The organism is Methylobacterium sp. BTF04 (assembly GCF_010692745.1).
In the GTDB taxonomy this organism is placed as follows: Bacteria; Pseudomonadota; Alphaproteobacteria; order Rhizobiales; family Beijerinckiaceae; genus Methylobacterium.
Window position 1 is genome coordinate 12,256 of record NZ_JAAHTB010000034.1, and the last position, 22,117, is coordinate 34,372.

Genomic DNA, 22,117 nt, shown 5'->3' on the forward strand with positions numbered 1-22,117 from the left:
TATCGAGACCTGATCTTGAGGCCCTGATCTGAGAGCGAAGACGCTCCGGCCAGGATCGAGGGAGACCAGGGAATGGACACGCAGGCTCAGACCGGAGAATCGTCCGCGTCCCACGCGCAGCGCCTGGAGCGCCTCGCAGAGGTCGCGGTCAAGGTCGGCCTCGGACTGAAGCCCGGTCAGGAGCTCGTCATCACGGCGCCGCTGGAGACAGTGCCGTTGGTGCGCGCGATCACGGTCGAGGCCTACAAGGCCGGTGCCTCGCTGGTCACGACCTTCTTCTCGGACGATGCCGCGACCCTGGCGCGTTTCGCGCATGGCTCGGATGCCGCCTTCGATACGGCCGCTGGCTGGCTCTACAGCGGCATGGCCGACGCCTACCGCAACGGCGCCGCCCGCCTCGCCATTTCGGGCGACGACCCGGCGCTGCTCGCCGGACAGGACACGGCCAAGGTGGCGCGCGCCAACCGCGCCCGCTCAAAGGCCTACGTTCCGGCCCTCGAACTCATCGCGAACTTTGCCACTAACTGGACCATCGTCTCGGCCGCGACAAAGCCGTGGGCACGCAGCGTGTTTCCCGGCCTGCCCGAGGACGAGGCGCTGTCACGGCTCTGGGACGCGATCTTCGCGGCCTCGCGCGTCGACGGACCCGATCCGCTGGCGGCTTGGGAGGACCACAATGCCGCGCTCCACGCGCGCATGGACATCCTCAACGGGCACCGCTTCGCCGCCCTGCGCTTCGTCGGTCCGGGCACCGACCTCACCGTGGGCCTCGCCGACGACCATGAATGGTGTGGCGGCGCCTCGGTCTCGCGCAACGGTATCACCTGCAACGCCAACATTCCCACCGAGGAGGTGTTCACGACACCCCACAAGGACCGGGTCGACGGCACCGTCACCAGCACCAAGCCGCTTTCCTACCAAGGCACCCTGATCGAGGGCATCCAGGTGCGCTTCGAGGAGGGACGCATCGTCGAAGCCACGGCCCGTACCGGAGGCGACGTTCTCGCCAAGGTGATCGAGACCGATGAAGGCGCGCGTCGGCTCGGCGAAGTCGCCCTGGTGCCGGCTTCCTCGGCGATCTCGACCTCGGGGCTCCTGTTCTACAACACGCTCTACGACGAGAACGCGGCGAGCCACATCGCGCTCGGCCAAGCCTACAGCAAGTGTTTTCGCGAGGGTGGTGCGCAGTTCAGCGAAGCCGACCTTTCCGCGCGCGGCGCCAACCGCAGCCTCATCCACATCGACTGGATGATCGGCTCCGCCGAGATCGACGTGGATGGCCTTACCGCCGAAGGCCGGGCGATCCCGGTGATGCGGGCGGGCGAGTGGGTCGACTGACGACGAGCCCTAATCGTCTCCCGTTTCTCGGCAGCTCGGGATACGGGGGGCGACACCGAACCGATCGGATTAAACGCTTGCCACACCAGAGGCTTGCGCCAAATTGCTCAGCTGAGCTCTGAGTTCGGTTGCCGTGGAAATCTAAGGTCGTGAAAAACCTTCGCGCACTGTCCGATCCCGTTGCGACCGTGTGAGTTTTCCGGCCTACGCGGTGGCGGTGACGATCTACTAGAAACCCGGTGCGGCGGCGGCGCCGAGGATGCGCGCCGGATGGTTCTTGCTGCCGCCTTGCAGCACCACGACGTAGGTGTCGGCCTCGCCGACGCGCGCAGTGGAGCGGGGGATGTCGTAGCGGGCGGCGCGGCCGGCCCAGCTGCCGACCCGCTGCAATCCGCGCACCACGTTGATGTACTCGATCACCTGTCCCTTGTTCTCGCCCTGCCCGATGGCCACGGTGCGCTTGTGCAGGACGGGCAGGAGCCAGACTTCCCCTTGCGTCTCCGGACCGGAGGCGGCGTCGATTTCGATGGCGATTCGGTCGCCCTGCTCGGTACTGCGGACCTGCACCGGGAAGGCACCGGCCTTGCGGGCGTTGCGGACGTTGCGATCGAGGGAATCGCGGTCTGACCGGACCATCGACGGTTCGCCGTTGACGATCGCCTGCGGCGTGAACAGCTGCCGCACGCCGCGCAGGTTCGCGTAGGCACGCTGTCGATCGGTGAAGGCCGGCAGGCCGAGATCGTCCTTCCAGCCGAGATAGTCCCAGTAGGTCACCGGGAAGGTCAGCGCGATGATGCCGGGCTTCTTGGCAAACTCCGAGAGCACCTGCGAGGCTGGCGGGCACGAGGCGCAGCCCTGGCTGGTGAACAGCTCGATGACGACCTGGGCCCCTTCGGCGGCCCAGGCGGGCGTCATGGCGGCCATCGGTATGCCGGCGAGCAGGAGACGCAGGCAGGAGCGGAGCGATCGCGGCGTCATGGCGCTGATGAGACCGCGTGTTCGGGCGGCGGGGAAGTCACGTTGCCTCGATCCGCCGGCTTGGTGTTCGCGGCCGGTTTGGGCTTGGGCAGCATGGCGGGGCGCCAGCGGCGGTGCATCCACAGCCATTGGCCGGGATTTTCGCGGACCCAGGCTTCCACCACGCGCGTCATCGCCTGCATGGCGCCCTGGACGTCGATGGCGCCCTCGGCATCGCGCGGCAGATCGAGGGGCGGGGTCAGTTCGAGCCGGAAATGCGCGTCCGGCTGGCGCACCACCCGCACCCCGTGAACCGGGCATTCGTAATGCCGGGCGAGCTTGCCCATCAGCGGATTGACCAGCACCGGGCGCCCGAAGAACTCGACCACCACGCCGCGGGTGAAGTGCTGGTCGATGAGCTGGCCGAGATGCCCGCCACGCTCCACCACGCCCTGCATGGCGAAGACCGCACCCTGCCCCGCGGCGGCCAGACCCCCCATGGTCTCCCGGCGCACCTCCTGCACGAGGCTTGCGGTGGCCGGATCGTTGGGCGGACGGAAGATCGCGGTGGCGTCGAGGCCGTACCGTGCGGCGCAGATCGCCGGCAATTCCCAATTGGCGAGATGGGCGGAGAAGATCAGCCCGGGCTTGCCGTCGTCGCGCAGGTCCGCGAAGTGGCTCTCGCCCTCCACCGCCATGCGCTGGGTCGCCGGATCGGCGGGGTCGTGGTCGAACAGCGTGTGCAGGTGGGCGTATTCGGCACCGGTGCGCCCGAGATTGTCCCAGGCGTCGCCCGCGATGGCGCGGATCGCTGCCGCGTCGCGCTCGGGGAACGCGGCGCGCAGGTTCGCCATCGCCGTGCGATGGGCCGGCAGGAACGGTCCCACCGTTCTGGCAAGCCAGCCGCCGATCCGACTCGCTCGCTCCGTACCGAGCATCCGTGCCAGCCAGAACAGGCTCCGGATCAGCGGAATCATCGCCAGCCCGGCGAGCCGGGGCAGGTTGCGTTTCAAGACCAAGGCGAGGCGAAGCAAGACGATTCCCGTGCGGCGGCGCGTCCCGACGACGCGAATCGTCCTCCGCTTAGAGCATTTTATTCGACAAGAGCACCCATGCCGGGATTCCCGCAGCGGGTCGCCCCACGCGGGGCTCTGCGGATGCGATCAGAGCGTGACCAGGATCTTGCCGAACACCTTGCGGGATTCGAGCCGCTCCAGCCCCTGCGCGAACTCGGCCAGCGGCAGCACCGTATCCACCACCGGCGTCAACCCGTCCGCCATCTTGGCCAGGGATTGGCGGATATTGGCGATGGCGCAGCCGAACGAGCCGGTGATGCGATATTGCTGCTGGAACAGCTGCATCAGGTTCATCGTCGTCGAAACGCCCGAGGTCGAACCGCAGGTGACGAGGCGTCCACCGCGTTTAAGGCAGAGCAGCGAACCGTTCCAAGTGTCGGGACCGACGTGCTCGAACACCACGTCGACGCCCTTGCGCTTGGTCAGCCGGCGGACCTCGCCCTCGAAGCGCTCGTCGCGGTAGTTGATCACGTGATCGGCGCCCAGGGCCTTGGCCTTCTCGCCCTTGGTATCGTCGCCCACCGTGGTGAACACGGTGCAGCCGATGGCTTTCGCCATCTTGATCGCCGCCGTGCCGATGCCGGAGCCGCCGGCATGGACCAGGATGCTCTCGCCGGGCTCGAGCTTGGCATTGTCGAACAGCATGTGCTGGACGGTGCCGAAGGCGATCGGCGCACAGGCCGCATCGGTGAAGCTGACGCCCGCAGGCACCTTCACCACGAGGCGGGCCGGCATGTTGACCAACTCTCGCGCGAACCCGTCGATATGGAATCCCATCACGCCGGCGACGTTCTCGCAGAGGTTGTCGCGGCCCTCCACGCAGGCCTTGCAGTGGCCGCAGGTCTGGGCTCCGTAGAGCGCCACGCGGTCGCCTTCGCTCAGGCCCTCGACGCCTTCGCCGATGCAGGCGATCTCGCCGGAGGCCTCCGCGCCCACCGTGAGCGGAAGCTTGCGCTTGGCGAACGCCATCCCGCGAAAGCCCCAGACGTCGATGAAGTTGAGGCCCACTGCGCGCACGCGGATCTGGACCTCGCCGGGGCCGGGGGCCGCCGGGGCCGCGACGTCGCTGACGCGCAGGTCACGGTCACCGAAGAGTTGGAGGGCTTGCATCAGGTCGACTTTTCCTCTTGCCGGTTCGGGACGCGCAGAGTCAGCCGGCGCCTCCGGATAGCGTCGTTCTACAAGCAGCTTCAAACGCGAGACGATCGCCGTGCGCAAGTGTGCCGATCCGCCGCCCGATTGCCGAGATCGGAAGCGTGAAGACCTTCCAACGGATGACGGACCGGTGCTTCAGCCCTGCAGCCGCGAGATCGAGGATGACAGAGTCGCTGGGCCACTGGCTCTCGGCCCCCGTCGTGATCATGGCGACGATGACGTGACCGTGGAGCGTATTGAAAGCGCCCGTAGACATGACCAGAACCGGGCGGGGTTTTCGCACCGGCACGTCCACGAACGGGAAAAGCGCAGTCAGGACCTCGAAGCGCTCAAAGCCCGTCATAGGCTGCGGCATCCTCCGGGCTGTTCCACTCGGTCAGCGTCGCCATCAGGGACAGCAGATACGGATCGATCGCACCGGTTTCGGGCTCGATAGTGACCATGGTGCCGCGGCGTCGCTGCAAAGCCCGCCAAAATTCTGCGAAGTCGGGGTCGGGCCTGACGCCGTCGGTGGGGCGTCCGTCGCGTCCATCCCTCATCTTGCGGAATCGGATCGGTCGTCCTTCGATGCGCAGGACAATGGCGTCGTCCGCAGGCAGCGCTCGGATCCGCTGCGCCAGCGCCGCGTCGCCTTCGATGTGGCGCGCCCAGAGTGCATCGTCACGGATGATCATGGTCGCCATAGAGCCGCATCCTCTCGATCATACCAATCTACAGGGGGCAGAACCCGTGAGCCTCGGCGTAGGCTCGTTGCCCGCTGCCATGGCCTAGTCGCGATGACCGGCCCTCACCGAACCTTGGTATCAGATGGTACGAACCGTGCGCGCGTGCATCAACCCGGCTCATTCCGGAGCAAGGTAGCGCCGCCGGGCCCAACCGACGATGGGGCCTGATTTCACGCGGCACCAGGTCAGGCCGCTCGGTGTGTCGCTGGTGCAGCCGAAGCCACGGATGCGGGCTCCTTCGGGAACCTGACCGAGCGCCGCCGCTCCGGCCTCCGGCGTGTCGCGGATGCTCAGGGTCTCGCCCCGCGGCAGACCATTCACGCGGAAGGCCTCCGCCGCTCGGGCCGGGCTCGCCGTCAGGATCGCGGCGAGCGCGCAGGCAACTGCAATGCGGAACAGCATCGACGGTCTCAGGAGCGGTGGATGCCCATCATCGCGGTGAGTCCGCCATCCACCGGCAGCACCGCACCGGTGATGTAGGCGGCGCCCTCGCCCATCAGGAAGGCTGCCAGCGCGGCGACCTCGTCGGGCTTGGCGAAGCGTCCGGCGGGGATCTGGCGCTCCATGCCGGCGCGATGCGCGGCATAAGGCGCCATCATGTCGGTATCGATGAAGCCCGGCGCGATGACGTTCACCGTGACCCCGCGCTTGGCCGATTCGATGGCCAAGGTGCGGCAATAGGCGATCAGGGCGCCCTTGGTGGCGGCATAGGCCGCGTTGCCCGGATTGGCCTGGAGGGCCGCCACCGAGCCGATGGCAACGATGCGGCCCGCGCGTGCGCGGGTCATCCCGCGCACCAGGGATTTGGCGAGCCGGGTCAGCGACCAGAAGTTCACCTGCATGGCGGCCTCGGCCTTGTCCTGCGCCAGCATCGCCGCCAGCACATCGTAGGATTGGCCGGCATTGTGGACGAGGCCGTGGAAGCTCTCGCCCTCGATGGCCTCGCAGAAGGCGTCCAGGGCGTCGCGGTCGGCCAGATCAAGGGCGTGGGCGGTGATCGTCCGGGTGGGATGGGCTTGGCCCAATTCCGCGACGAGGCGGTCGGCCGCCTCCCCCGACGAGCGGTAGGTGAAGGAGACGTCGTGCCCGGCCGCCGCGAGCGCCCTGACGATGGCCGCGCCGAGCCCAGAGGCCCCGCCGGTGACGAGGACGCGCTTAGTCGGCTCGGTCGGGGAGTTCATGCCTAATGGCATCATGCCGGCTCGTCCCCGAGCACCAGGCAGGTGTTCTGGCCACCGAAGCCGAACGAGTTCGACAGCACGCGGCCGACGCTCATGTCGCGGGCGCTCGCCACCACGTCGAGGGGAATCGCCGGGTCCGGCACGAGGTAATTGATCGTGGGCGGGATGCGCCCATGCGCGATCGTCAGGAGCGAGATCACCGCCTCAATGGCGCCCGCCGCCGTGAGGGTGTGGCCGATCATCGACTTGTTGGAGGAGATCGGCAGGCGGCCGATCCGCTCGCCGAATACGGCGGCGCAACCCATCGCCTCCATCTTGTCGTTCTCCGGCGTCGAGGTGCCGTGGGCGTTGATGGTGTCGATGGCCTCGGGGCTCAGACTCGCATCGTCGAGAGCCGCCCGAATCGCCGCGATGCCCGGCGCCCCGTCCGGGCTCGACCGGGTGCGGTGGAAGCCATCGCCCTTCTCGCCGCAGCCGAGCACATAGCCGAGAATTGTCGCCCCCCGCGCGTGCGCGGCCTCGGCATCTTCGAGCACCAGGGCGCCGGCGCCCTCACCCATCACGAAGCCGTCGCGGTTTTTCGAGAACGGTTTCGAGGCGCCCTCCGGCGGATCGTTCTGCGTCGACAGCGCGGAGAGCAATGAGAACCGGATCAGCGATTCCGGGTTCACCGAGCCATCGGTGCCGATGCACAGAGCCGCCTGGACCTCGCCGCGCCGGATCGCCTCGACGCCGAGCTGGATCGCGGTGGCCCCCGACGAGCAGGCGGTGGACAGCGAGATCGGCGAGCCCTTGGTGCCGAAGCGTTCGGCGATATGGTCGGCCACGGAGCCGAAGATGAACAGGTCGTGCCAGGCATCGAAGCGCCGGCTCGCCGCGGCGCGCTGAAGGTCGGTGTAGGTGACGGGCCCGGTCTGGCCCGAGGCTTCGGCCAGTGCCTGACGCTGCGGCCATTCCATCTCCACCGGCGGCACGGCGATGAAGAGAGCGCCGGGAAAGTCGCCGGCCGCTCCGATGCCGGCCTGGGCGATCGCCTCCTCGGCGGCTTCCTCGGCGAAGCGCTGCGACAGGGCAGGAGCCACCAGCGGATCGGTGTCGAGGAAGTCGACGGTGCCGGCGATGCGGGTGCGCAGGCCCTCGGTGGGGAAGCGCCGGATGGTATGGATGCCCGAGCGCCCGGCGGTGAGCGCGGCCCAATTGTCGGCCTGCCCCTGGCCGAGCGAGGTGACGATGCCGAGACCCGTCACTGCCACCAGCGGCCGGCCCTTCGCATCGCGGGGAAATTGCTTCGTCATCGCGCCGTCTTACGCCATTCGCAGTGCGCCCGGAAAGGCAGGCCGGGAATTGAGAGGAAAGGGAGCGCTCGGCGCATGATGTTCTCCTTTGTCGGAGAGCGCTCCTGCGCGTCTGCCAAGACGTAGGGGTCGACCCGCATCCGTGACGCTCAGGCCGCCGTCACGCGGATCACGCCCTCGCCGCGGCGGTGGCCGACCGTGGTTACCGCGACCTCGCGCGCTTCGCCCCGCGCCACGAGGCCGACGGCGAGCGCTGCGCCGAAGGGGGCCGTCACTTCGAGAGTGTGCCCGACCACGTCGCCGAGCGCCGTGCGTGTCGCGTTCGGCGCGAGCCGCGACAGGGCCTCGCCCTCCTCCGCCGTGATCGTCACCACGCCGGTGGCGCCGGAGATCACCGCATCGGGCGCCTGGACGCCCGCGGCCTGCCAGAGGCTGTGAAGGCTCCTGGCCGTGCTGCCGGCCTCACGGCGCGTCCTATCGCTGGCGACGGGGCCGAGCCGCGCCAGTATGGTGGCGCCGCGCGCGTGCGCATGCTCGGCCGATTCCAGGACGAGAAAGGCGGCTGCGCTGCCGAGGATGAAACCGTCTTCGCCCTCCGCGTCTCGCGAAAAGACCGGCCGGAAGGGTTTGGCGCGTAGGTACCCACCCAGCTCGTGGACCACCATCACGTCGGGCCGCTCGGCGCTGTAGGAGCCGCCCACCAGCATGCACGCGACCTGGCCGGAGGCGATCCGCGCCTGGGCAATCCGCAGGGCGTCGGTGCCGGCGGCTTCCTCGCCCATGAAGGTGCGCGACGCGCCCGTGACGCCGTGGACGATGGCGATGTTGCCGGCGAGCAGGTTCGAGAGCTGGGCCAGGAACAGTGTCGGGCGCAGGTCGTTCAGCAGGTGCTCGTTGAGGTAGGCCCCAGGATCGGCCGCCTCGCGCAAGCCGGTGAGGATCGCGCCGTCCACCGCCGTGTCGCGCTCGCCGCCGCCGCAGGCGACGACGAGGTGCATGGCGGCCTTGAGGGTCGCATCGGCCTTCACCCCGGCCGAATCGAGGGCAAGGCCGGCGGCGTAGACGCCGAGCCGCTGCCACGGCTCCATCTGGCGCTGGTCGGATTTTTTTGGAATCTGGCCGTCGAGGACGAGTGGCGCCACCGGGTGAACCGTGTAGGGCGCGAAGGTCTCGGTGTCGGTGCGCGCCGGGGCGCCCGCCCCGAAGGCCGCCAGATGCGCCTCGATCCCCTCGCCCGCGCAGGAGACGAGACCGAGGCCGGTGACGACGACGTCGCGGGTCTCGCTCATGCGGGCAGTCCCGCCAATTCGAAAAGCCCGATCGATCGAGCCCGCTCGCGCATCGGCGCGTCGAGACCCTCCGGGAACGGCATGGTGCGGAAACGCAGCTCCGCATCGGCCAGCGGTTTGCCGTCGTGGCGGATCGCGGCCTTGGTCACCGCATAGCCCGATCCGTCATGCTCCAGGCTCGCCGTCACGACGAGATCCGCGCCGGGGCCGACGAAGGAGCGGAAGCGCGCCTTGTCGATGGCCATCAGGAACGGCATCTGCTTGAAGCCGAGATGCGCGAGCAGCAGGTAGCCGGAGGCCTGCGCCATGGTCTCGGTGAGCAGCACGCCCGGCACCAGCGGATGACCGGGGAAATGGCCCTCGAAGACCGGGCTCTCCATCGGCACGCGGGCCAGGGCCTCGATCCGGCCGGCCTCCCGGTCGAAGGCGGTCACCGTGTCGATCATCTCGAAATATTCGAGGCGCATGGCTCTTACCGGGGCTCCGCTGCGGCGGGAGGCGTCAGGCCTTCAGGAAACGTCGGGCCTTCGAAAGACGTCAGGCCTTGGCGGCCTTCTCGGCCACGAGCGCGTCGATGCGGGCGCAGAGGTTCTTCAGCACGAAGTATTCCTCGGCCGGAACCTTGCCCTCGTTGACCTCCTGGGTCCAGCGCTCGAGCGGCAGCTTGATGCCGAACGCCTTGTCCACCGCGAAGGCGATGTCGAGGAAGGCCAGCGAATCGATCCCGAGATCGTCGATGGCGTGGCTCTCCGGGGTGATCGTATCGCGCGGGATATCGGCGGTGTCGCTGATGATGTCCGCGACGCGGTCGAAGGTGGCGGTGTGGGTCTGTTCGGACATGCGTTCTCGCCGTTTTCCTGGATATCCCGCCAGATCGGGCGGCGCCGACAATCGGCCGGTCCGGGGCCGGCGCATGATGCCCGGTGCCCCCGGTCGCGCAGCATGCCCCGTCGGACGGCCGAGCGCCGCCGTTGAAAGAGGAAGGCGGTCCCTTACACGAGGGGGGTAGACCGGGCAACCGTAGCGCTCGGCCGGGGCATGCCGCCCAGATCGTGAAGAGCGGGCCATTCCACCCGGGGCCGCACAGGCCTAGATGCAGCAACTGCGACCCAGAGGCGGGCGACCCCGGATCGTCGCCCGACCGGCCAAGAGGCATCGAGCCGACCATGGACAAGACACCGCGCGCGGCCGACCGAGCCGCCCCGTTCCAGGCCCCCGTGGCACAGAGTTCCGCGCCGCCCGCGATCCCCCCGGGCGAGCCGGGCCATTTCAGCCCGCCCGCGCAAGGGGCGGCCCGCACGGTGCTGGTGCTGGCACTGGCGGCGCTGGGGCTCTGGGTGCTGCATCCGTTCCTGCCGGCCCTGGTCTGGGCGGTGATCCTGGCGATCGCCCTCGGGCCGCTCTACGCCCGTGCGGAACGGCGTCGGCCGCCCAAGGGCCACAACATCGTCCTGCCGGCGCTGTTCACGGTGGCCGTCGCCCTCGTGTTCCTGGCGCCCCTCGTGGTGCTCGGCGTCCAGGCGGCGCGCGAGGCGCACGATGTGATGGAACTGGTCCGCTCGATGGAGCACAGCGGCATTCCGGTGCCAGAGGTGCTCGGTAAGCTTCCCTTCGGCGGGTCCCAGGCGAGCGCCTGGTGGGCGCAGAACCTGAGCCACCCAGACGCCGGCTCCGAATTGCTGCATCGCCTCGACAATTCCACCGCCATCGGCCTGTCGCGTACGCTCGGCGCGCAGATCGTCCGGCGGGCGGTGCTGTTCGGCTTCAGCCTCGTCGCCCTGTTCTTCCTGTTCCGGGACGGGCATGCGGTCACGCGTCAGGTGCTCACCGCAAGTTCCCGCCTGTTCGGTCCGCGTGGCGAACGAGTCGCCCGGCAAATGGTCGCCTCGGTGCACGGCACCGTGGACGGGCTCGTCCTCGTCGGCCTCGGCGAGGGCGTGCTGCTCGGGATCGTCTATTATTTCGCCGGGGTGCCGCACCCCGTGCTGCTCGGCGCCGCGACGGCGGTGGCAGCGATGATCCCGTTCGGCGCGCCGCTGGTGTTCGGCATCGCGGCGTTGATCCTGGTGGCCAACGGGGCGGTGGTCCCGGCCCTGGTCGTCGTGGTGGCCGGCTTCGTGGTGACCTTCATCGCCGACCACTTCGTACGTCCGGCTCTGATCGGCGGCACCACTCGCCTGCCATTCCTGTGGGTGCTCCTCGGCATCCTCGGCGGCGTCGAGAGCTTCGGCCTGCTCGGCCTGTTCCTCGGGCCGGCCGTGATGGCCGCACTGATCCTGCTGTGGCGCGAGTTCACGCAAGGCGAGGAGGCCCGGGCCTGAGCCCGGGCCGGACGCCTTAGGCCGGGCGCGGCAGCTTGCAGCTGTCCAGCGCATTCAGCGCCTTGGCGCGGGCCGAATCGTTGAAGTAGCCGTTGGTGCGGTAGGCATCGAGCTCGCCCTGGTCGAGGCTCGACAGGGTGCGCTGGGCGTAGCAGCCACAGGGGCGCGCCAGCGAGACTTCCGACACGCTCTGCAGGCGGGCCTGGGTCACGGTGCAGGCGTGGCGCACGCGGCCGGTGAGGTTACCGGTGGACGCGGTCTTGAGCGCCGGATCGGGGGTGTAGCCCGCGAGTTCGGCGGTGGGGCCGGACTTGTTGGCGTTACACGCGGCCATGAGGGAGACGAGGCCGGCGGCAAGCAGAAGCCGGCCGGTGCGCGGGCTGAGAAGGCGCATGGAATGATGGGTCCGTGACAAGGATTCGGGTACGATCCGGTTTCACGCTGCCCCTGGGCCTGCGCAAGGGCGTGGCGGCCACACCCTGACGCAAACGCCGCGCGCCGCGAAAGCGACGCGCGGGTGTGATTCTTCAGCCGACGATGTCGGAATCCTGGAAGAACTGCGCGATCTCGAGCTTGGCGTTCTCGGCGCTGTCCGAGCCGTGGACGGTGTTCTCGCCGACGGACTCGGAGAAGGTCTTGCGGATGGTGCCCGCATCGGCATTGGCCGGGTTGGTGGCGCCCATCACCTCACGGTAGGCCGCGATGGCGTTGTCGCCTTCGAGCACCTGAACGACCACGGGGCCGGAGATCATGAAGTCGACGAGTTCGCCGAAGAACGGGCGCTCCTTGTGGACCTCGTAGAACTTTTCCGCCTGGGCGCGGCTCATCTGAATCCGGCGCTGGCCGACGATGCGCAGGCCCGCCTTCTCGATCACGGCATTGACCGCGCCGGTCAGGTTCCGCTTCGTCGCGTCGGGCTTGAGGATGGAGAAGGTGCGCTCGGTGGCCATGGTCAGTCCGGTTCTGAGGTGCTTGCCGCCGAAATGACTTCGGCGCCGGGCTTATAGCGGGCGCGCCCCCCTCCCTCAACCCGAGTGGGGACAAGGCCTGTCCACAGCGGAAAAGGCTTGGCCATGGCTTTGGCGCAACACTGCCGGAAAAACGCCCGATTGCGGGGGCTTCTGTCCGGGTCAGACGACACCGACCCCTTCCGCAGCCGCAAGCCATACGGAGACCAGGACATGCGCGTCGCCCTGACAGCCGCCTTCATCCTTTCCGGCCTCACCGCAGCCCAGGCCGCCCCGACTCAGGACCCGTCGGGAACCTGGCTCACCGGCGATGGCCGCGCCAAGGTCCGCATCGACCGCTGCGGTCCCGCCGGCGCCAATATCTGCGGCAAGGTCGTCTGGGCCAAGACCGGGACGAACGAGGACGGAACCCCGCGCACCGACATCAAGAACCCGGACCCGAAGAAGCGGAGCCGCCCGGTGCTCGGCCTCACGCTCCTCGACAACCTGAAGCCCGAGGAGGCGAAGTTCTCCGGCGAGATCTACAATGCCGACGAGGGCAAGATGTATCAGGTCAGCCTGGAGCGGGAGAGCACCTCCGAGCTGTCGGTGTCGGGCTGCCTCCTCAAGATCCTGTGCGGCTCGCAGACCTGGACCCGTGTACCGGACGTGAACCAGCAGGCCGCCAACGTGGTGCCCGAGCCGGCTGGGACCGTGAAACCCGCGCCGAAGGCCCATGCCAAGGCGGCCCCGGCGCCGGCTCCCGCCGACCAGTAAGGCGCGTCATCGCCCTCCCCCATGAAAGGGGAGGGTTCGGTCAGATCGCCGCGAAGCCCCGCTGCACCGCGGGTCGCGCCAGCACCCGGTCGAGCCAGGCCTTCACGTGCGGCAGGCCGGCGAGATCGACCCCCTGCTTGCCGTGATATTTCGCCCAGGTGAGAATCGCGATGTCGGCGATGGAGTAGTCGCCGGCGACGTAGTCGCGGCCCGCGAGGCGGCGGTCGAGGACGCGGTAGAGCCGCTGCGTCTCGGTGGTGAACCGCTCGATGGCGTACGGGATCTTCTCCTCCGCATAGATGCGGAAGTGATGGGCCTGCCCGAGCATCGGCCCGAAGCCGGCCACCTGCCAGCTCAGCCATTCATCCACCATCACCCGCGCCCGCTCATCGGTGGGGTAGAGGCAGCCGGTCTTGCGGCCGAGATACTGCAGGATCGCCGCCGATTCGAAGATCGTGATCGGCTCGTGGCCCGGTCCGTCGGGGTCGACGATGGCGGGAATCTTGTTGTTGGGCGAGAGCGCCAGGAAGTTCGGCGCCATCTGGTCGCCCCGGCCGATATTCACCGGCACCACCCGGTAGGGCAGCCCGCACTCCTCCAGCATGATCGGAATCTTCCAGCCGTTGGGCGTGCTCCAGGTGTGGACGTCGATGGGTTTTCCCGGAGCGTGTGCCATGCGGATCATCCCGGCCAAGGTCAGGTTCGGTTCATGCGCCGGATCAAGCCGGAACGCGAGCCGATGGTTGCAAGCTGGTGCGTGAGAGCGACCGGTGGCGAGAGTGGCCGGTGGCGAGAGCGACCGGTGGATTGTGTTGGACGATACGGCGAAAGCCGCTTGCCTGGACACGATCTTGGGGGTGTGATGCGCGCTGTCCGCCCGAAGGCGGCCCGTTTCACAATCGGGGGTTGTCAACCATGCCATTCCGTTTCGTCCTGGCCGCGTGCCTCATCGCGCCGCTCCTGGTGAATCCCGTGCTCGCCAAGGATCCGGTGGCGGGCGCCAAGGAGCCGAGCGTGACCCAGACCGCGCCGCGCGAGCGCCAGAAGAAGTGCGGCGCCGAATGGCGGGCTCTCTCGGTGGCGGACAAGGCCGCGAAGGGGCCGAAATGGCCGCAATACTTCAGCAAGTGCGTCAAGCGCCTCAAGGAACAGAAAGCCTGATACACGGCCCGGCACAGCGACGTGGATGCGTTATCGCACCGCCCGGGCAGCCGGAGCGGGCGGCATTCGGATGATCCACGGAACGCATGAGACCCTGCCCGGTTGGCGGTCGGGCGGGGAACGCGGAGTGCGGTGATGCGGGAGCGCCAGGTGCTGCAGCGGGTGGTGGCTTTGGTCGCCCTCGTGCCCGTGGTTTCCGGGCTCTACGGCGTGCTGTTCGGTCTCACCGGGCTCGGCTCCGGCAGCCTCGTCGACGTCTCGGCCGACAGCCACTTCCGGTATCCGTCGGGCTTGCATCTCGGCATCGGCATCCTGTTCTGGGCCTGTGTGCCGGACATCGAAGCGAAGACGAGCCTGTTTCGCTTCCTCACCCTGGTCGTAGCGCTCGGTGGATTGGCGCGGTTGCTCGGCCTCAGCCTCACCGGCCTGCCCTCGCTTCTCATGATGGCGGCACTCTTCGTCGAACTCATCGTCACCCCGCTGCTCTGCCTGTGGCAGGCGCGGATCGCCGCCCGGGCCGATGCGACGGCCGTCGAGGCGCGTGGTCTTTGAGCGACGCGGCGGTTCGGGCGCCCTCCCTCTTCGATCGCGCCCTCGCTTTCGCCGACCGTGTCGTGCCGCCGCCCGCCGCCTGGGCCTTCGCCCTGCGGATCTGGCTGGCGATGGTGCTCGCGCTCTACGCGGCGTTCTGGCTACAATTGTCGGGCGCCTCGTCGGCCGTGGTCTGCGTCGCGATCCTGGCGCAGCCCAAGCGCGGCCAAGCCCTGTCGAAGGCGCTCTACCGCTTCCTCGGCACGCTCGTCGGCGCGGCCGTGGCGCTCCTCCTCATCGCCCTGTTCGCGCAGGACCGGGTGCTGCTGCTGGTCGGCTTCACCACCTGGCTGTCGCTCTGCGTCTTCACCGCCCACTTCCTGCAGGACACCCGCGCCTACGGGGCGATGCTGTCGGGCTACACCGTGGCGATCATCGCCATCGCGCATATCGACACGCCGCAGGACGTGTTCGACGCCGCCGTCGACCGGGTGGCCGCGATCACCATCGGCATCGTCGCCATCACGTTCATCAACGACGCGCTGGCCTCGCCGAGCACCTGGCGCTCCGTGCGCGACACCCTGACCGGGGCCGTCGCGGCCACGCGGACCTTTGCGCGCGACACCTTCCTGAGCGGTGATCCCGGCCCCGAGCGCACCGCCGCCCTGATCCGCCGCATCGCCGCCATGCGGGGCGATGCCAGCGCCATCGGGGCCGAACTCGACGACGGACACCGGCGTGCGGCCGGCGCCCGCAGCGGCATCGCCGCCCTCTACGTGATGGCGGCGACGGCCCGCGCCTTCGTGGCCGCCGAGGGCCGCCTGCGACAGCCCGGTGCGGCGGTGGCCGAGGCGCGCACGCTCTGTCTCGGTCTCACCGACGCGGAGGTTGCCGATCCGCGGGCCGCTGCCGATGCCGCCGTCCTCCGCCTGCACGTGCTCATCGAGACCGCCACCTGCGCCGACGACGCGCGCGTCGAAGACGTTCTGGCCCTTCAGCGCGCCCTCGATTTCGCGCGGAACGCCGCGTATGCGGCGGACGGCCTCTCCGCCCTCACCACTGGTCATCGCCCACGGCGCGACGTCGATCTGCCGACGCACCGCGATTTTCCCGTCGCCCTGCGCGGCGCGGCGCGGGTGGCGATCGCCTTCGGGGTGACGGTCCTGCTGTTCGTGGCGGCCGGCTGGCCCGCGACCTCCTATGCCCTCGTGCAAGTGGCCGCTACCTGCGCGCTGTCCGCGATCAATCCGAATCCCAAAGGGTTCGCCCGCGGCGTGCTGATCGGCATGCCACTCGCGGCCTTCTGCGCCGGGATCGTACTGTTCGGGATGCTAGCCGGGGGGCAGGGATTTCCGTTGCTCGCCATCGCGATCGCGCCAGTAGTGTTCCTGGCCTGCTTCCTCAGCCTCAACCCGCCGACCTTCGCCGTCGGCTTCATCCTGCTGGTGTTCTTCCCGGTCCTGCTCTCGCCCGCCAACCCGCAATCCTACGATCCGCAGACCTTCCTGACGAATGCCTTCCTAGTCGTCGTGGCGGCGGCGATCCTGTTCGTCACCGTCCGGGTGATCCTGCCGGTTTCGGTATCCCAGAACCGGATCTTCGCCGTCGACTCCGCACGCCGTGCCCTCGTCGCGGCGCTGGTGGGGGACGGCGGCGATGCCACCACCCGGACCAGCCTGAACAGCGACCGGCTGCTCCAGTTCGCGCAGTGGAGTTCGGCCAGCGGCGCCGTCCGCGCGGCTAGCCTGAACCGGGGCTTCGACCTCGCCCGGATGGAGGCGGCGGCCGCCCGCGCCCATCCGCAATTGCGGGAGCTCGGCCGCGACCCTGTTTTGCAGACGGTTGTCCTGCAGGCACGAACCGCCCTCGAAGCCGCCGATGGCCGGCGCATGGCGGAAGCCGCCCGCGATCTGCTCGCGGCCGGCAGGGCCAGCGCGCCCGCCGTCCGCATGGGCGTCGCTCGGGCGGTGAGCGATCTGGCCACCGCCGCCAACGTCGCAGAAACACAAGCACGCTTCCTGCACCGCCTCGGCATTCCGAGGGCGTGATGCGACACGATATCGACCTCGGCGGCGTGCTGATTTCGCCCTTCGTCGCCTACGCGCTCGGCACCCTGGCGATTTTGATGATGCTTCGTTTTGTCTTCGTACGCATTCGCTTCAGCCGGTATGTCGCCAACCCGCCTCTCGCCGAGGCTGGCCTCTACCTCTGCATCCTCGCCCTCCTGATCGTGTTCCTGTGACGATGGCCGACGACAAAACCGAAAACGCGCAGACGCGTCACGATGGGGGCGAACCGCGACGGCAGACGCGCCGAGGCCGGGTGCTGCGCCTGGCAGCCACGGCCGTCATTCTCGCCTGCGCCGCCATCGCCGCATTCGTGGTCTGGCAGTTCTACGTCACTGCGCCGTGGACCCGCGACGGCCGGGTGCGGGTCCAAGTGGCGAGCATCGCGCCCCAGGTCTCCGGGCAGATCGTCGAACTGCGTGTCGCCGACAACCAGACTGTGAAGAAAGGCGACGTACTCTACGTCATCGATCCAGCCGATTTCGAGATCGCCATCGCCACCGCGCAGGCGGAGATGGAGAACCGCGAGGCCGACCTCTCGGTCAAGCGTACCCAGGCCGCCCGGCGCGAGGCGCTCACCACACTCTCGACCTCCATCGAGGAGAAGCAGCAATTCGCCGGCACCGCCAAGATCGCGGAGGCCGCCCTCGCCTCGGCCAAGGCGCAGCTGTCTCAGGCCAAGATCAATCTCGGCCGGACGCAGGTGCGCGCCACTGTGAACGGTCGCGTGACCAACCTGCTCCTGCGGGTGGGCGACTACGCCACCACCGGCACGGTGAATATCGCGGTGATCGACACCGATTCCTTCTGGATCGACGGCTATTTCGAGGAGACCAAGATGGCCCACATCCATGTGGGCGATCCGGTCTCGGCCGAACTCCTCGGCTACGATCCGCTGATCCGCGGGACGGTGGAGAGCATCACGTTGGGCATCAGCATCGCCAATGCGGCGCCCAGTACCCAGGGACTGCCCAGCGTCGACCCGGTCTACACCTGGGTGCGGCTCGCCCAGCGCGTCCCGGTGCGGATCCGCATCGAGGCCGTTCCGGACGGTGTGGCGCTGGTCGCCGGCATGACCGCGACGATCTCGGTGGGCGAGCCCGGCCGACATCGCAGCGATTGGTTCCAGCGCATGCGGCGCCGGCTAACTGGGGCACCTGAGATGTCGCCCGACGTGCCGTGAGGGCGCCGGCTCGGATCGTCAATCGGCTGTGACGCCTGCCGATACCCACTTGGCCATGCGATCCGATAGTGGGCAAGCCCTTGCTTGCGAACGGCGTTTCGGGGCGGGGCCGCGTGCGGATCAATACAGATAAGCGCTGGCGCAGATAGGGGCTTGACGCCCCCCGTTTCCAGTCGCAGTCTCGCTTTGTGTTTCAGCGCTGAAGCACAGCTAAAGTAACGAGGTGACCAGCAGCGACGTTCAACGTTCGATTGCGGCCGACCGAATGGCGGGAGACGAGTATGACTCCACCCCAGCAGCACGCTGCGGCGATGACCCGGTCCTAATTCGATCCGGATCTGAGCAGCACACACGCGGATCACGGGACGGAGGCGGTCTCCGGGGCGCAGAAGCGGCCTTCACGGCACGACTTCGAACACGCGATAGGCCCCACTTTGGCCGCTTCCGCCGCCGGTTCGACCGGCGGCGTTTTCAGGAGTGGTAGGCCAGCCTGAAGGGCTTGGCGCCCTGGTCCTTCATTCGATTCCGAGCTTGGCCTTCAGCAGTGCATTCACCGCCGCCGGGTTGGCCTTGCCGCCCGTGGCTTTCATGGTCTGGCCGACGAACCAGCCGAGCAGCGTGGGCTTTTCCTTCGCCTGCTGCACCTTGTCCGGGTTCTGGGCGATGATCGCGTCGATGGCCGCCTCGATGGCGCCGGTGTCGGTCACCTGCTTCATGCCGCGCGACTCGACCAGCTCACGCGGGTCGCCACCCTCCGACCACACGACCTCGAACAGATCCTTGGCGATCTTGCCGGAGATCACGCCCTCGCCGATGAGGTCGACGATGGTGCCGAGTTGGGTGGCCGAGACCGGGCTCGTCTCGATGCTGTGGCCTTCCTTGTTGAGGCGGCCGAACAGCTCGTTGATCACCCAGTTTGCCGCGGCCTTGCCGTCGCGGCCCTTGGCCACCGCCTCGAAATAGTCGGCCGAGGCGCGCTCGGCGATGAGCACGCCGGCATCGTAGGCGCTGAGGCTATAGCATTCGATGAAGCGCGCCTTCTTGGCGTCCGGCAGCTCCGGCAAACCCTCGGCCAGCGCGTCCACGTAGGCTTGGTCGAATTCGAGTGGCAGCAGATCCGGGTCGGGAAAGTAGCGGTAATCGTGCGCCTCTTCCTTCGAGCGCATGGAGCGGGTCTCGCCCTTGCCCGGATCGAACAGGCGGGTCTCCTGGGAGATCGTGCCGCCATCCTCGATGATCGCGATCTGCCGCCGCGCCTCGACCTCGATGGCCTGTCCGATGAAGCGGATCGAGTTGACGTTCTTGATCTCGCAGCGGGTGCCGAGCGGGTCGCCGGGCAGCCGCACCGACACGTTCACGTCGGCCCGCAGCGAGCCCTTCTCCATGTCGCCGTCGCAGGTGCCGAGGTAGCGCAGGATGGTGCGCAGCTTGGTCACATAGGCGCGCGCCTCCTCGGAGGAGCGCAGATCGGGGCGCGAGACGATCTCCATCAGCGCGACGCCGGAGCGGTTGAGGTCGACGAAGCTCTGGGTCGGGTTCTGGTCGTGCAGCGACTTGCCGGCATCCTGCTCGAGGTGCAGCCGCTCGACGCCGACCGTGATCGACTCGCCGTCCGGCAGATCGACCAGAACCACGCCCTCGCCGACGATCGGGTCCTTGAACTGGCTGATCTGGTAGCCCTGCGGCAGGTCCGGGTAGAAGTAGTTCTTCCGGTCGAACACCGAGCGGAGGTTGATCTGTGCCTTGAGGCCGAGGCCGGTGCGCACGGCCTGCGCGACGCATTCCTCGTTGATCACGGGGAGCATCCCGGGCATCGCCGCATCCACCAGCGAGACGTGGTCGTTGGGCTCGCCGCCGAATTCGGTGGAGGCGCCGGAGAACAGCTTAGAGCGGCTCGTGACCTGGGCATGGATCTCCATGCCGATCACGACCTCCCAATCGTGCAGGCCGCCCTTGATGAGTTTCTTGGGGTTCACGGCTGCGGTCATGATGGCCTGGAACGCTGATCGAGGAAAAAATCTGGTGACCCGACCTGACCCTCAGCCTGAGGTGCCGCGCAGCGGCCTCGAAGGAGCCTTCCACAGGCGTGAGGGCGAACTAGAGCCCTTCTTCGAGGCCCGACAAGCGATCTTGCGACCGCCTGCAGGCACCTCAGGATGAGGGACCGTGTCGGTCCTTGGTCGTGACGGTATCATGCGGCGCGGCGATGAAGCCACCGGCGCGCACCGCACTCAAGCGAAGCGTCGGTAGAGCTGGTGGGCGAGGAAGCCCAGGGTGCCCCACAGGAATCCGGCGATCCAGCGCACGGGGAAGAAGGTCGGCCCATCGTGGCTGACCGGAGCCGGCCAGGGGATGCCGATGGCCGTGACGCCCCACGACACCAGAACCGAGATGGCAAAAGCCATCAGCGATACGAGAATGACCTTCACGAACTGGTCCGACTTCCAGCCCATGATCAGCGCGATGGCGATCAGCAGCGGATCGAAGGCGGCCCAGATCCAGACGTCGAAGGGGTAGACCGGGACAGTCATTGGTTCGCTTTCATGCCCACCACGCGGGCGGCAGCTTGGTGCGCCCGGCCGCGTTCTCGATCACCTGTGCGGCGGCGAACAGGGTCTCTTCGTCGAAAGGCCGGCCGATCAGCTGAAGGCCGAGGGGCAGCCCCTGCGAATCGAGGCCGGCCGGCACCGAGATGCCGGGCAGGCCGGCCATGTTCACCGTGATGGTGAACACGTCCTGCAGGTACATTTCCACGGGATCACCCGAGCCCTTCTCGCCGATTCCGAAGGCGGCCGACGGGGTGGCGGGGGTGAGGATCGCATCGATGCCCGAGGCGTAGGCCTCCTCGAAGTCGCGCTTGATCAGGGTCCGGATCTTCTGGGCGCGCACGTAATAGGCGTCGTAATAGCCGGCGGAGAGCACGTAGGTGCCGATCATGATGCGGCGCTTGACCTCGCGGCCGAATCCCGCCGCGCGGGTGTTCTCATACATGCCGGCGATGTCCTTGCCGGGCACCCGCAGGCCGTACCGCACGCCGTCGTAGCGAGCGAGGTTCGACGAGGCTTCCGCCGGGGCGACGATGTAATAGGCCGGCAGCGCGTAGGCCGTGTGCGGCAGCGAGATCTCGCGGATCGTCGCGCCGGCATCCTTCAGCATCGCCGCGCCCTGATCCCATAGGGCCTGGATCTCGGCGGACATGCCCGCGACCCGGTACTCCTTCGGAATGCCGATGGTGAGGCCCTTGACCCCGCGCACCACCGCCGCCTCGAAATCCGGCACGGGCAGATCGGCGCAGGTGGTATCGCGCGCATCCGCACCGGCCATCGAGCCGAGCAGGATGGCGCAATCCTGCACCGTGCGGGCAATGGGGCCGGCCTGGTCCAGCGACGACGCGTAGGCCGCAATGCCCCAGCGCGAGCAGCGCCCGTAGGTCGGCTTGATGCCCACCGTACCGGTGAAGGCGGCGGGCTGGCGGATCGACCCGCCGGTATCGGTGGCGGTGGCGCCGAGGCACAGATGGGCGGCCACCGCCGCGGCCGAGCCGCCCGACGAACCGCCCGGCACCAGCTTGGTGTCGGAGCCGCTGCGGCGCCACGGCGAGATCACGTCGCCATAGGCGCTGGTCTCGTTAGACGAGCCCATGGCGAACTCGTCGAGGTTGAGCTTGCCCAGCATCACGGCGCCGTCGCGCCACAGGTTATGGGTCACCGCCGATTCGTAATGCGGCTGGAAGGTTTCGAGAATCTTGGAGCCGGCGGTGGTGGTGACGCCGTGGGTGCAGAATAGATCCTTGATCCCGAGGGGAATTCCCTCCAGCGGCCGGGCCTCGCCCGCCGCGATCTTGGCATCGGCCACCGCCGCCATGTCGAGGGCCCGCTCGGGGGTCTCCAGGATGTAGGCGTTGAGGACCTTGGCCTTCTCCATGGCGGCGAGGTATGCGCGCGTGAGATCGGCGGCGGAGAAGTCCTTGGCCTTCAGCCCGTCGCGGGCCTGCGCAAGGGTCAGTTCGTTCAGGCTGGTCATGGCGGTTCTTGTCCTCAAATCCCCGCCGGATCCCGTCGCCGCGATGGGCGCCGAACGATCCTCGGCCGTGGATGGTTTTTCGCGGGTGGAAC

Annotated in this window: 25 protein-coding genes; 8 read left to right on the forward strand and 17 right to left on the reverse strand. The window is 68.4% G+C overall.

Going from position 1 to position 22,117, the window contains the following annotated elements; genetic code table 11:
* Nucleotides 1-72: 72 nt before the first annotated feature.
* Entirely contained in the window at nt 73-1,338 is a 1,266-nt protein-coding gene (locus tag G3T14_RS17675; protein WP_163643854.1) for an aminopeptidase, read from the forward strand.
* Between the two features lie 228 nt (nt 1,339-1,566).
* Here the strand turns inward: G3T14_RS17675 and G3T14_RS17680 are convergent, their stop codons facing one another.
* The 11 genes from G3T14_RS17680 to G3T14_RS17730 all read right to left on the reverse strand — a co-directional run bounded on the left by G3T14_RS17680 (nt 1,567) and on the right by G3T14_RS17730 (nt 9,856).
* On the reverse strand, nt 1,567-2,316 hold the full coding sequence (locus G3T14_RS17680) for a DUF1223 domain-containing protein (RefSeq protein ID WP_204262919.1): 750 nt from the start codon (nt 2,314-2,316) through the stop codon (nt 1,567-1,569).
* Nucleotides 2,313-3,329: a lipid A biosynthesis lauroyl acyltransferase gene (locus tag G3T14_RS17685; protein WP_163643855.1), complete on the reverse strand. Its 1,017-nt coding sequence runs from the start codon at nt 3,327-3,329 to the stop codon at nt 2,313-2,315. The genes G3T14_RS17680 and G3T14_RS17685 overlap by 4 nt, the downstream gene beginning before the upstream one ends.
* A gap of 129 nt (nt 3,330-3,458) precedes the next feature.
* Nucleotides 3,459-4,481 carry a zinc-binding dehydrogenase gene (locus tag G3T14_RS17690; RefSeq protein WP_163643856.1) on the reverse strand — a complete coding sequence of 341 codons (1,023 nt, stop codon included), beginning with the start codon at nt 4,479-4,481 and terminating at the stop codon, nt 3,459-3,461.
* Between the two features lie 40 nt (nt 4,482-4,521).
* The gene (locus tag G3T14_RS17695; protein WP_163643857.1) at nt 4,522-4,869 is read right to left on the reverse strand and encodes a type II toxin-antitoxin system PemK/MazF family toxin; all 348 of its coding nucleotides are present in this window, start codon (nt 4,867-4,869) and stop codon (nt 4,522-4,524) included.
* A complete protein-coding gene (locus G3T14_RS17700) occupies nt 4,856-5,209 on the reverse strand; it encodes a hypothetical protein (RefSeq protein ID WP_163643858.1) in 354 nt (117 codons plus the stop codon). Before G3T14_RS17700 ends, G3T14_RS17695 begins: the two co-directional genes overlap by 14 nt.
* Before the next feature lie 159 nt (nt 5,210-5,368).
* Complete coding sequence (locus G3T14_RS17705) at nt 5,369-5,653, reverse strand: SH3 domain-containing protein (protein WP_163643859.1); 285 nt, start codon at nt 5,651-5,653, stop codon at nt 5,369-5,371.
* Between the two features lie 8 nt (nt 5,654-5,661).
* Nucleotides 5,662-6,432: an SDR family NAD(P)-dependent oxidoreductase gene (locus G3T14_RS17710; RefSeq protein WP_163643860.1), complete on the reverse strand. Its 771-nt coding sequence runs from the start codon at nt 6,430-6,432 to the stop codon at nt 5,662-5,664.
* Between the two features lie 11 nt (nt 6,433-6,443).
* Nucleotides 6,444-7,727 carry a beta-ketoacyl-ACP synthase gene (locus G3T14_RS17715; RefSeq protein WP_163643861.1) on the reverse strand — a complete coding sequence of 428 codons (1,284 nt, stop codon included), beginning with the start codon at nt 7,725-7,727 and terminating at the stop codon, nt 6,444-6,446.
* A gap of 149 nt (nt 7,728-7,876) precedes the next feature.
* Nucleotides 7,877-9,016 carry a beta-ketoacyl-ACP synthase gene (locus tag G3T14_RS17720; RefSeq protein ID WP_163643862.1) on the reverse strand — a complete coding sequence of 380 codons (1,140 nt, stop codon included), beginning with the start codon at nt 9,014-9,016 and terminating at the stop codon, nt 7,877-7,879.
* Nucleotides 9,013-9,483: a 3-hydroxyacyl-ACP dehydratase FabZ family protein gene (locus tag G3T14_RS17725; protein ID WP_163643863.1), complete on the reverse strand. Its 471-nt coding sequence runs from the start codon at nt 9,481-9,483 to the stop codon at nt 9,013-9,015. Before G3T14_RS17725 ends, G3T14_RS17720 begins: the two co-directional genes overlap by 4 nt.
* Nucleotides 9,484-9,553: 70 nt before the next feature.
* On the reverse strand, nt 9,554-9,856 hold the full coding sequence (locus G3T14_RS17730; RefSeq protein ID WP_163643864.1) for an acyl carrier protein: 303 nt from the start codon (nt 9,854-9,856) through the stop codon (nt 9,554-9,556).
* A 326-nt stretch (nt 9,857-10,182) separates the two neighbouring features.
* Between G3T14_RS17730 and G3T14_RS17735 the strand changes: the two genes are divergently transcribed.
* Complete coding sequence (locus tag G3T14_RS17735; RefSeq protein ID WP_163643865.1) at nt 10,183-11,337, forward strand: AI-2E family transporter; 1,155 nt, start codon at nt 10,183-10,185, stop codon at nt 11,335-11,337.
* 16 nt (nt 11,338-11,353) lie between these two features.
* On the opposite strand, the gene G3T14_RS17740 is transcribed toward G3T14_RS17735, so the two are convergent.
* Nucleotides 11,354-11,731 carry a hypothetical protein gene (locus G3T14_RS17740; RefSeq protein ID WP_163643866.1) on the reverse strand — a complete coding sequence of 126 codons (378 nt, stop codon included), beginning with the start codon at nt 11,729-11,731 and terminating at the stop codon, nt 11,354-11,356.
* 133 nt (nt 11,732-11,864) lie between these two features.
* Complete coding sequence (gene ndk, locus G3T14_RS17745; RefSeq protein WP_163643867.1) at nt 11,865-12,287, reverse strand: nucleoside-diphosphate kinase; 423 nt, start codon at nt 12,285-12,287, stop codon at nt 11,865-11,867.
* Between the two features lie 231 nt (nt 12,288-12,518).
* Between ndk and G3T14_RS17750 the strand changes: the two genes are divergently transcribed.
* A complete protein-coding gene (locus G3T14_RS17750) occupies nt 12,519-13,061 on the forward strand; it encodes a DUF2147 domain-containing protein (protein ID WP_163643868.1) in 543 nt (180 codons plus the stop codon).
* A 40-nt stretch (nt 13,062-13,101) separates the two neighbouring features.
* On the opposite strand, the gene G3T14_RS17755 is transcribed toward G3T14_RS17750, so the two are convergent.
* Complete coding sequence (locus G3T14_RS17755) at nt 13,102-13,737, reverse strand: glutathione S-transferase N-terminal domain-containing protein (RefSeq protein WP_163643869.1); 636 nt, start codon at nt 13,735-13,737, stop codon at nt 13,102-13,104.
* Nucleotides 13,738-13,976: 239 nt separating this feature from the next.
* Here G3T14_RS17755 and G3T14_RS17760 point away from each other — a divergent pair, with 239 nt between their 5' ends.
* The 5 genes from G3T14_RS17760 (at nt 13,977) to G3T14_RS17780 (ending at nt 18,002) form a co-directional block, all read left to right on the forward strand.
* Nucleotides 13,977-14,222 carry a hypothetical protein gene (locus G3T14_RS17760; protein ID WP_163643870.1) on the forward strand — a complete coding sequence of 82 codons (246 nt, stop codon included), beginning with the start codon at nt 13,977-13,979 and terminating at the stop codon, nt 14,220-14,222.
* A 132-nt stretch (nt 14,223-14,354) separates the two neighbouring features.
* Nucleotides 14,355-14,774: a DUF4345 domain-containing protein gene (locus G3T14_RS17765; protein ID WP_163643871.1), complete on the forward strand. Its 420-nt coding sequence runs from the start codon at nt 14,355-14,357 to the stop codon at nt 14,772-14,774.
* Nucleotides 14,771-16,801: an FUSC family protein gene (locus G3T14_RS17770; protein WP_281409825.1), complete on the forward strand. Its 2,031-nt coding sequence runs from the start codon at nt 14,771-14,773 to the stop codon at nt 16,799-16,801. Before G3T14_RS17765 ends, G3T14_RS17770 begins: the two co-directional genes overlap by 4 nt.
* The gene (locus G3T14_RS17775; RefSeq protein ID WP_163643872.1) at nt 16,801-16,995 is read left to right on the forward strand and encodes a DUF1656 domain-containing protein; all 195 of its coding nucleotides are present in this window, start codon (nt 16,801-16,803) and stop codon (nt 16,993-16,995) included. The genes G3T14_RS17770 and G3T14_RS17775 overlap by 1 nt, the downstream gene beginning before the upstream one ends.
* A 2-nt stretch (nt 16,996-16,997) precedes the next feature.
* A complete protein-coding gene (locus G3T14_RS17780; RefSeq protein ID WP_163643873.1) occupies nt 16,998-18,002 on the forward strand; it encodes an HlyD family secretion protein in 1,005 nt (334 codons plus the stop codon).
* A gap of 515 nt (nt 18,003-18,517) precedes the next feature.
* Here G3T14_RS17780 and gatB read toward each other — a convergent pair.
* From gatB to gatA, 3 genes are all read right to left on the reverse strand, one after another.
* Entirely contained in the window at nt 18,518-19,990 is a 1,473-nt protein-coding gene (gatB, locus tag G3T14_RS17785) for an Asp-tRNA(Asn)/Glu-tRNA(Gln) amidotransferase subunit GatB (protein WP_163643874.1), read from the reverse strand.
* A 243-nt stretch (nt 19,991-20,233) separates the two neighbouring features.
* Complete coding sequence (locus G3T14_RS17790) at nt 20,234-20,533, reverse strand: hypothetical protein (RefSeq protein ID WP_163643875.1); 300 nt, start codon at nt 20,531-20,533, stop codon at nt 20,234-20,236.
* Between the two features lie 10 nt (nt 20,534-20,543).
* Complete coding sequence (gene gatA, locus G3T14_RS17795) at nt 20,544-22,025, reverse strand: Asp-tRNA(Asn)/Glu-tRNA(Gln) amidotransferase subunit GatA (protein WP_163643876.1); 1,482 nt, start codon at nt 22,023-22,025, stop codon at nt 20,544-20,546.
* Nucleotides 22,026-22,117: the final 92 nt, after the last annotated feature.

Excerpts from the sequence above, each read along its gene's own strand:
- G3T14_RS17675 (WP_163643854.1), top strand. The coding sequence starts at position 73 with ATGGACACGCAGGCTCAGACCGGAGAATCGTCCGCGTCCCACGCGCAG.
- G3T14_RS17680 (WP_204262919.1), bottom strand. The coding sequence starts at position 2,316 with ATGACGCCGCGATCGCTCCGCTCCTGCCTGCGTCTCCTGCTCGCCGGC.
- G3T14_RS17690 (WP_163643856.1), bottom strand. The coding sequence starts at position 4,481 with ATGCAAGCCCTCCAACTCTTCGGTGACCGTGACCTGCGCGTCAGCGAC.
- G3T14_RS17695 (WP_163643857.1), bottom strand. The coding sequence starts at position 4,869 with ATGACGGGCTTTGAGCGCTTCGAGGTCCTGACTGCGCTTTTCCCGTTC.
- G3T14_RS17700 (WP_163643858.1), bottom strand. The coding sequence starts at position 5,209 with ATGGCGACCATGATCATCCGTGACGATGCACTCTGGGCGCGCCACATC.
- G3T14_RS17705 (WP_163643859.1), bottom strand. The coding sequence starts at position 5,653 with ATGCTGTTCCGCATTGCAGTTGCCTGCGCGCTCGCCGCGATCCTGACG.
- G3T14_RS17710 (WP_163643860.1), bottom strand. The coding sequence starts at position 6,432 with ATGAACTCCCCGACCGAGCCGACTAAGCGCGTCCTCGTCACCGGCGGG.
- G3T14_RS17715 (WP_163643861.1), bottom strand. The coding sequence starts at position 7,727 with ATGACGAAGCAATTTCCCCGCGATGCGAAGGGCCGGCCGCTGGTGGCA.
- G3T14_RS17720 (WP_163643862.1), bottom strand. The coding sequence starts at position 9,016 with ATGAGCGAGACCCGCGACGTCGTCGTCACCGGCCTCGGTCTCGTCTCC.
- G3T14_RS17725 (WP_163643863.1), bottom strand. The coding sequence starts at position 9,483 with ATGCGCCTCGAATATTTCGAGATGATCGACACGGTGACCGCCTTCGAC.
- G3T14_RS17730 (WP_163643864.1), bottom strand. The coding sequence starts at position 9,856 with ATGTCCGAACAGACCCACACCGCCACCTTCGACCGCGTCGCGGACATC.
- G3T14_RS17735 (WP_163643865.1), top strand. The coding sequence starts at position 10,183 with ATGGACAAGACACCGCGCGCGGCCGACCGAGCCGCCCCGTTCCAGGCC.
- G3T14_RS17740 (WP_163643866.1), bottom strand. The coding sequence starts at position 11,731 with ATGCGCCTTCTCAGCCCGCGCACCGGCCGGCTTCTGCTTGCCGCCGGC.
- ndk (WP_163643867.1), bottom strand. The coding sequence starts at position 12,287 with ATGGCCACCGAGCGCACCTTCTCCATCCTCAAGCCCGACGCGACGAAG.
- G3T14_RS17750 (WP_163643868.1), top strand. The coding sequence starts at position 12,519 with ATGCGCGTCGCCCTGACAGCCGCCTTCATCCTTTCCGGCCTCACCGCA.
- G3T14_RS17755 (WP_163643869.1), bottom strand. The coding sequence starts at position 13,737 with ATGGCACACGCTCCGGGAAAACCCATCGACGTCCACACCTGGAGCACG.
- G3T14_RS17760 (WP_163643870.1), top strand. The coding sequence starts at position 13,977 with ATGCCATTCCGTTTCGTCCTGGCCGCGTGCCTCATCGCGCCGCTCCTG.
- G3T14_RS17775 (WP_163643872.1), top strand. The coding sequence starts at position 16,801 with ATGCGACACGATATCGACCTCGGCGGCGTGCTGATTTCGCCCTTCGTC.
- G3T14_RS17780 (WP_163643873.1), top strand. The coding sequence starts at position 16,998 with ATGGCCGACGACAAAACCGAAAACGCGCAGACGCGTCACGATGGGGGC.
- gatB (WP_163643874.1), bottom strand. The coding sequence starts at position 19,990 with ATGACCGCAGCCGTGAACCCCAAGAAACTCATCAAGGGCGGCCTGCAC.
- G3T14_RS17790 (WP_163643875.1), bottom strand. The coding sequence starts at position 20,533 with ATGACTGTCCCGGTCTACCCCTTCGACGTCTGGATCTGGGCCGCCTTC.
- gatA (WP_163643876.1), bottom strand. The coding sequence starts at position 22,025 with ATGACCAGCCTGAACGAACTGACCCTTGCGCAGGCCCGCGACGGGCTG.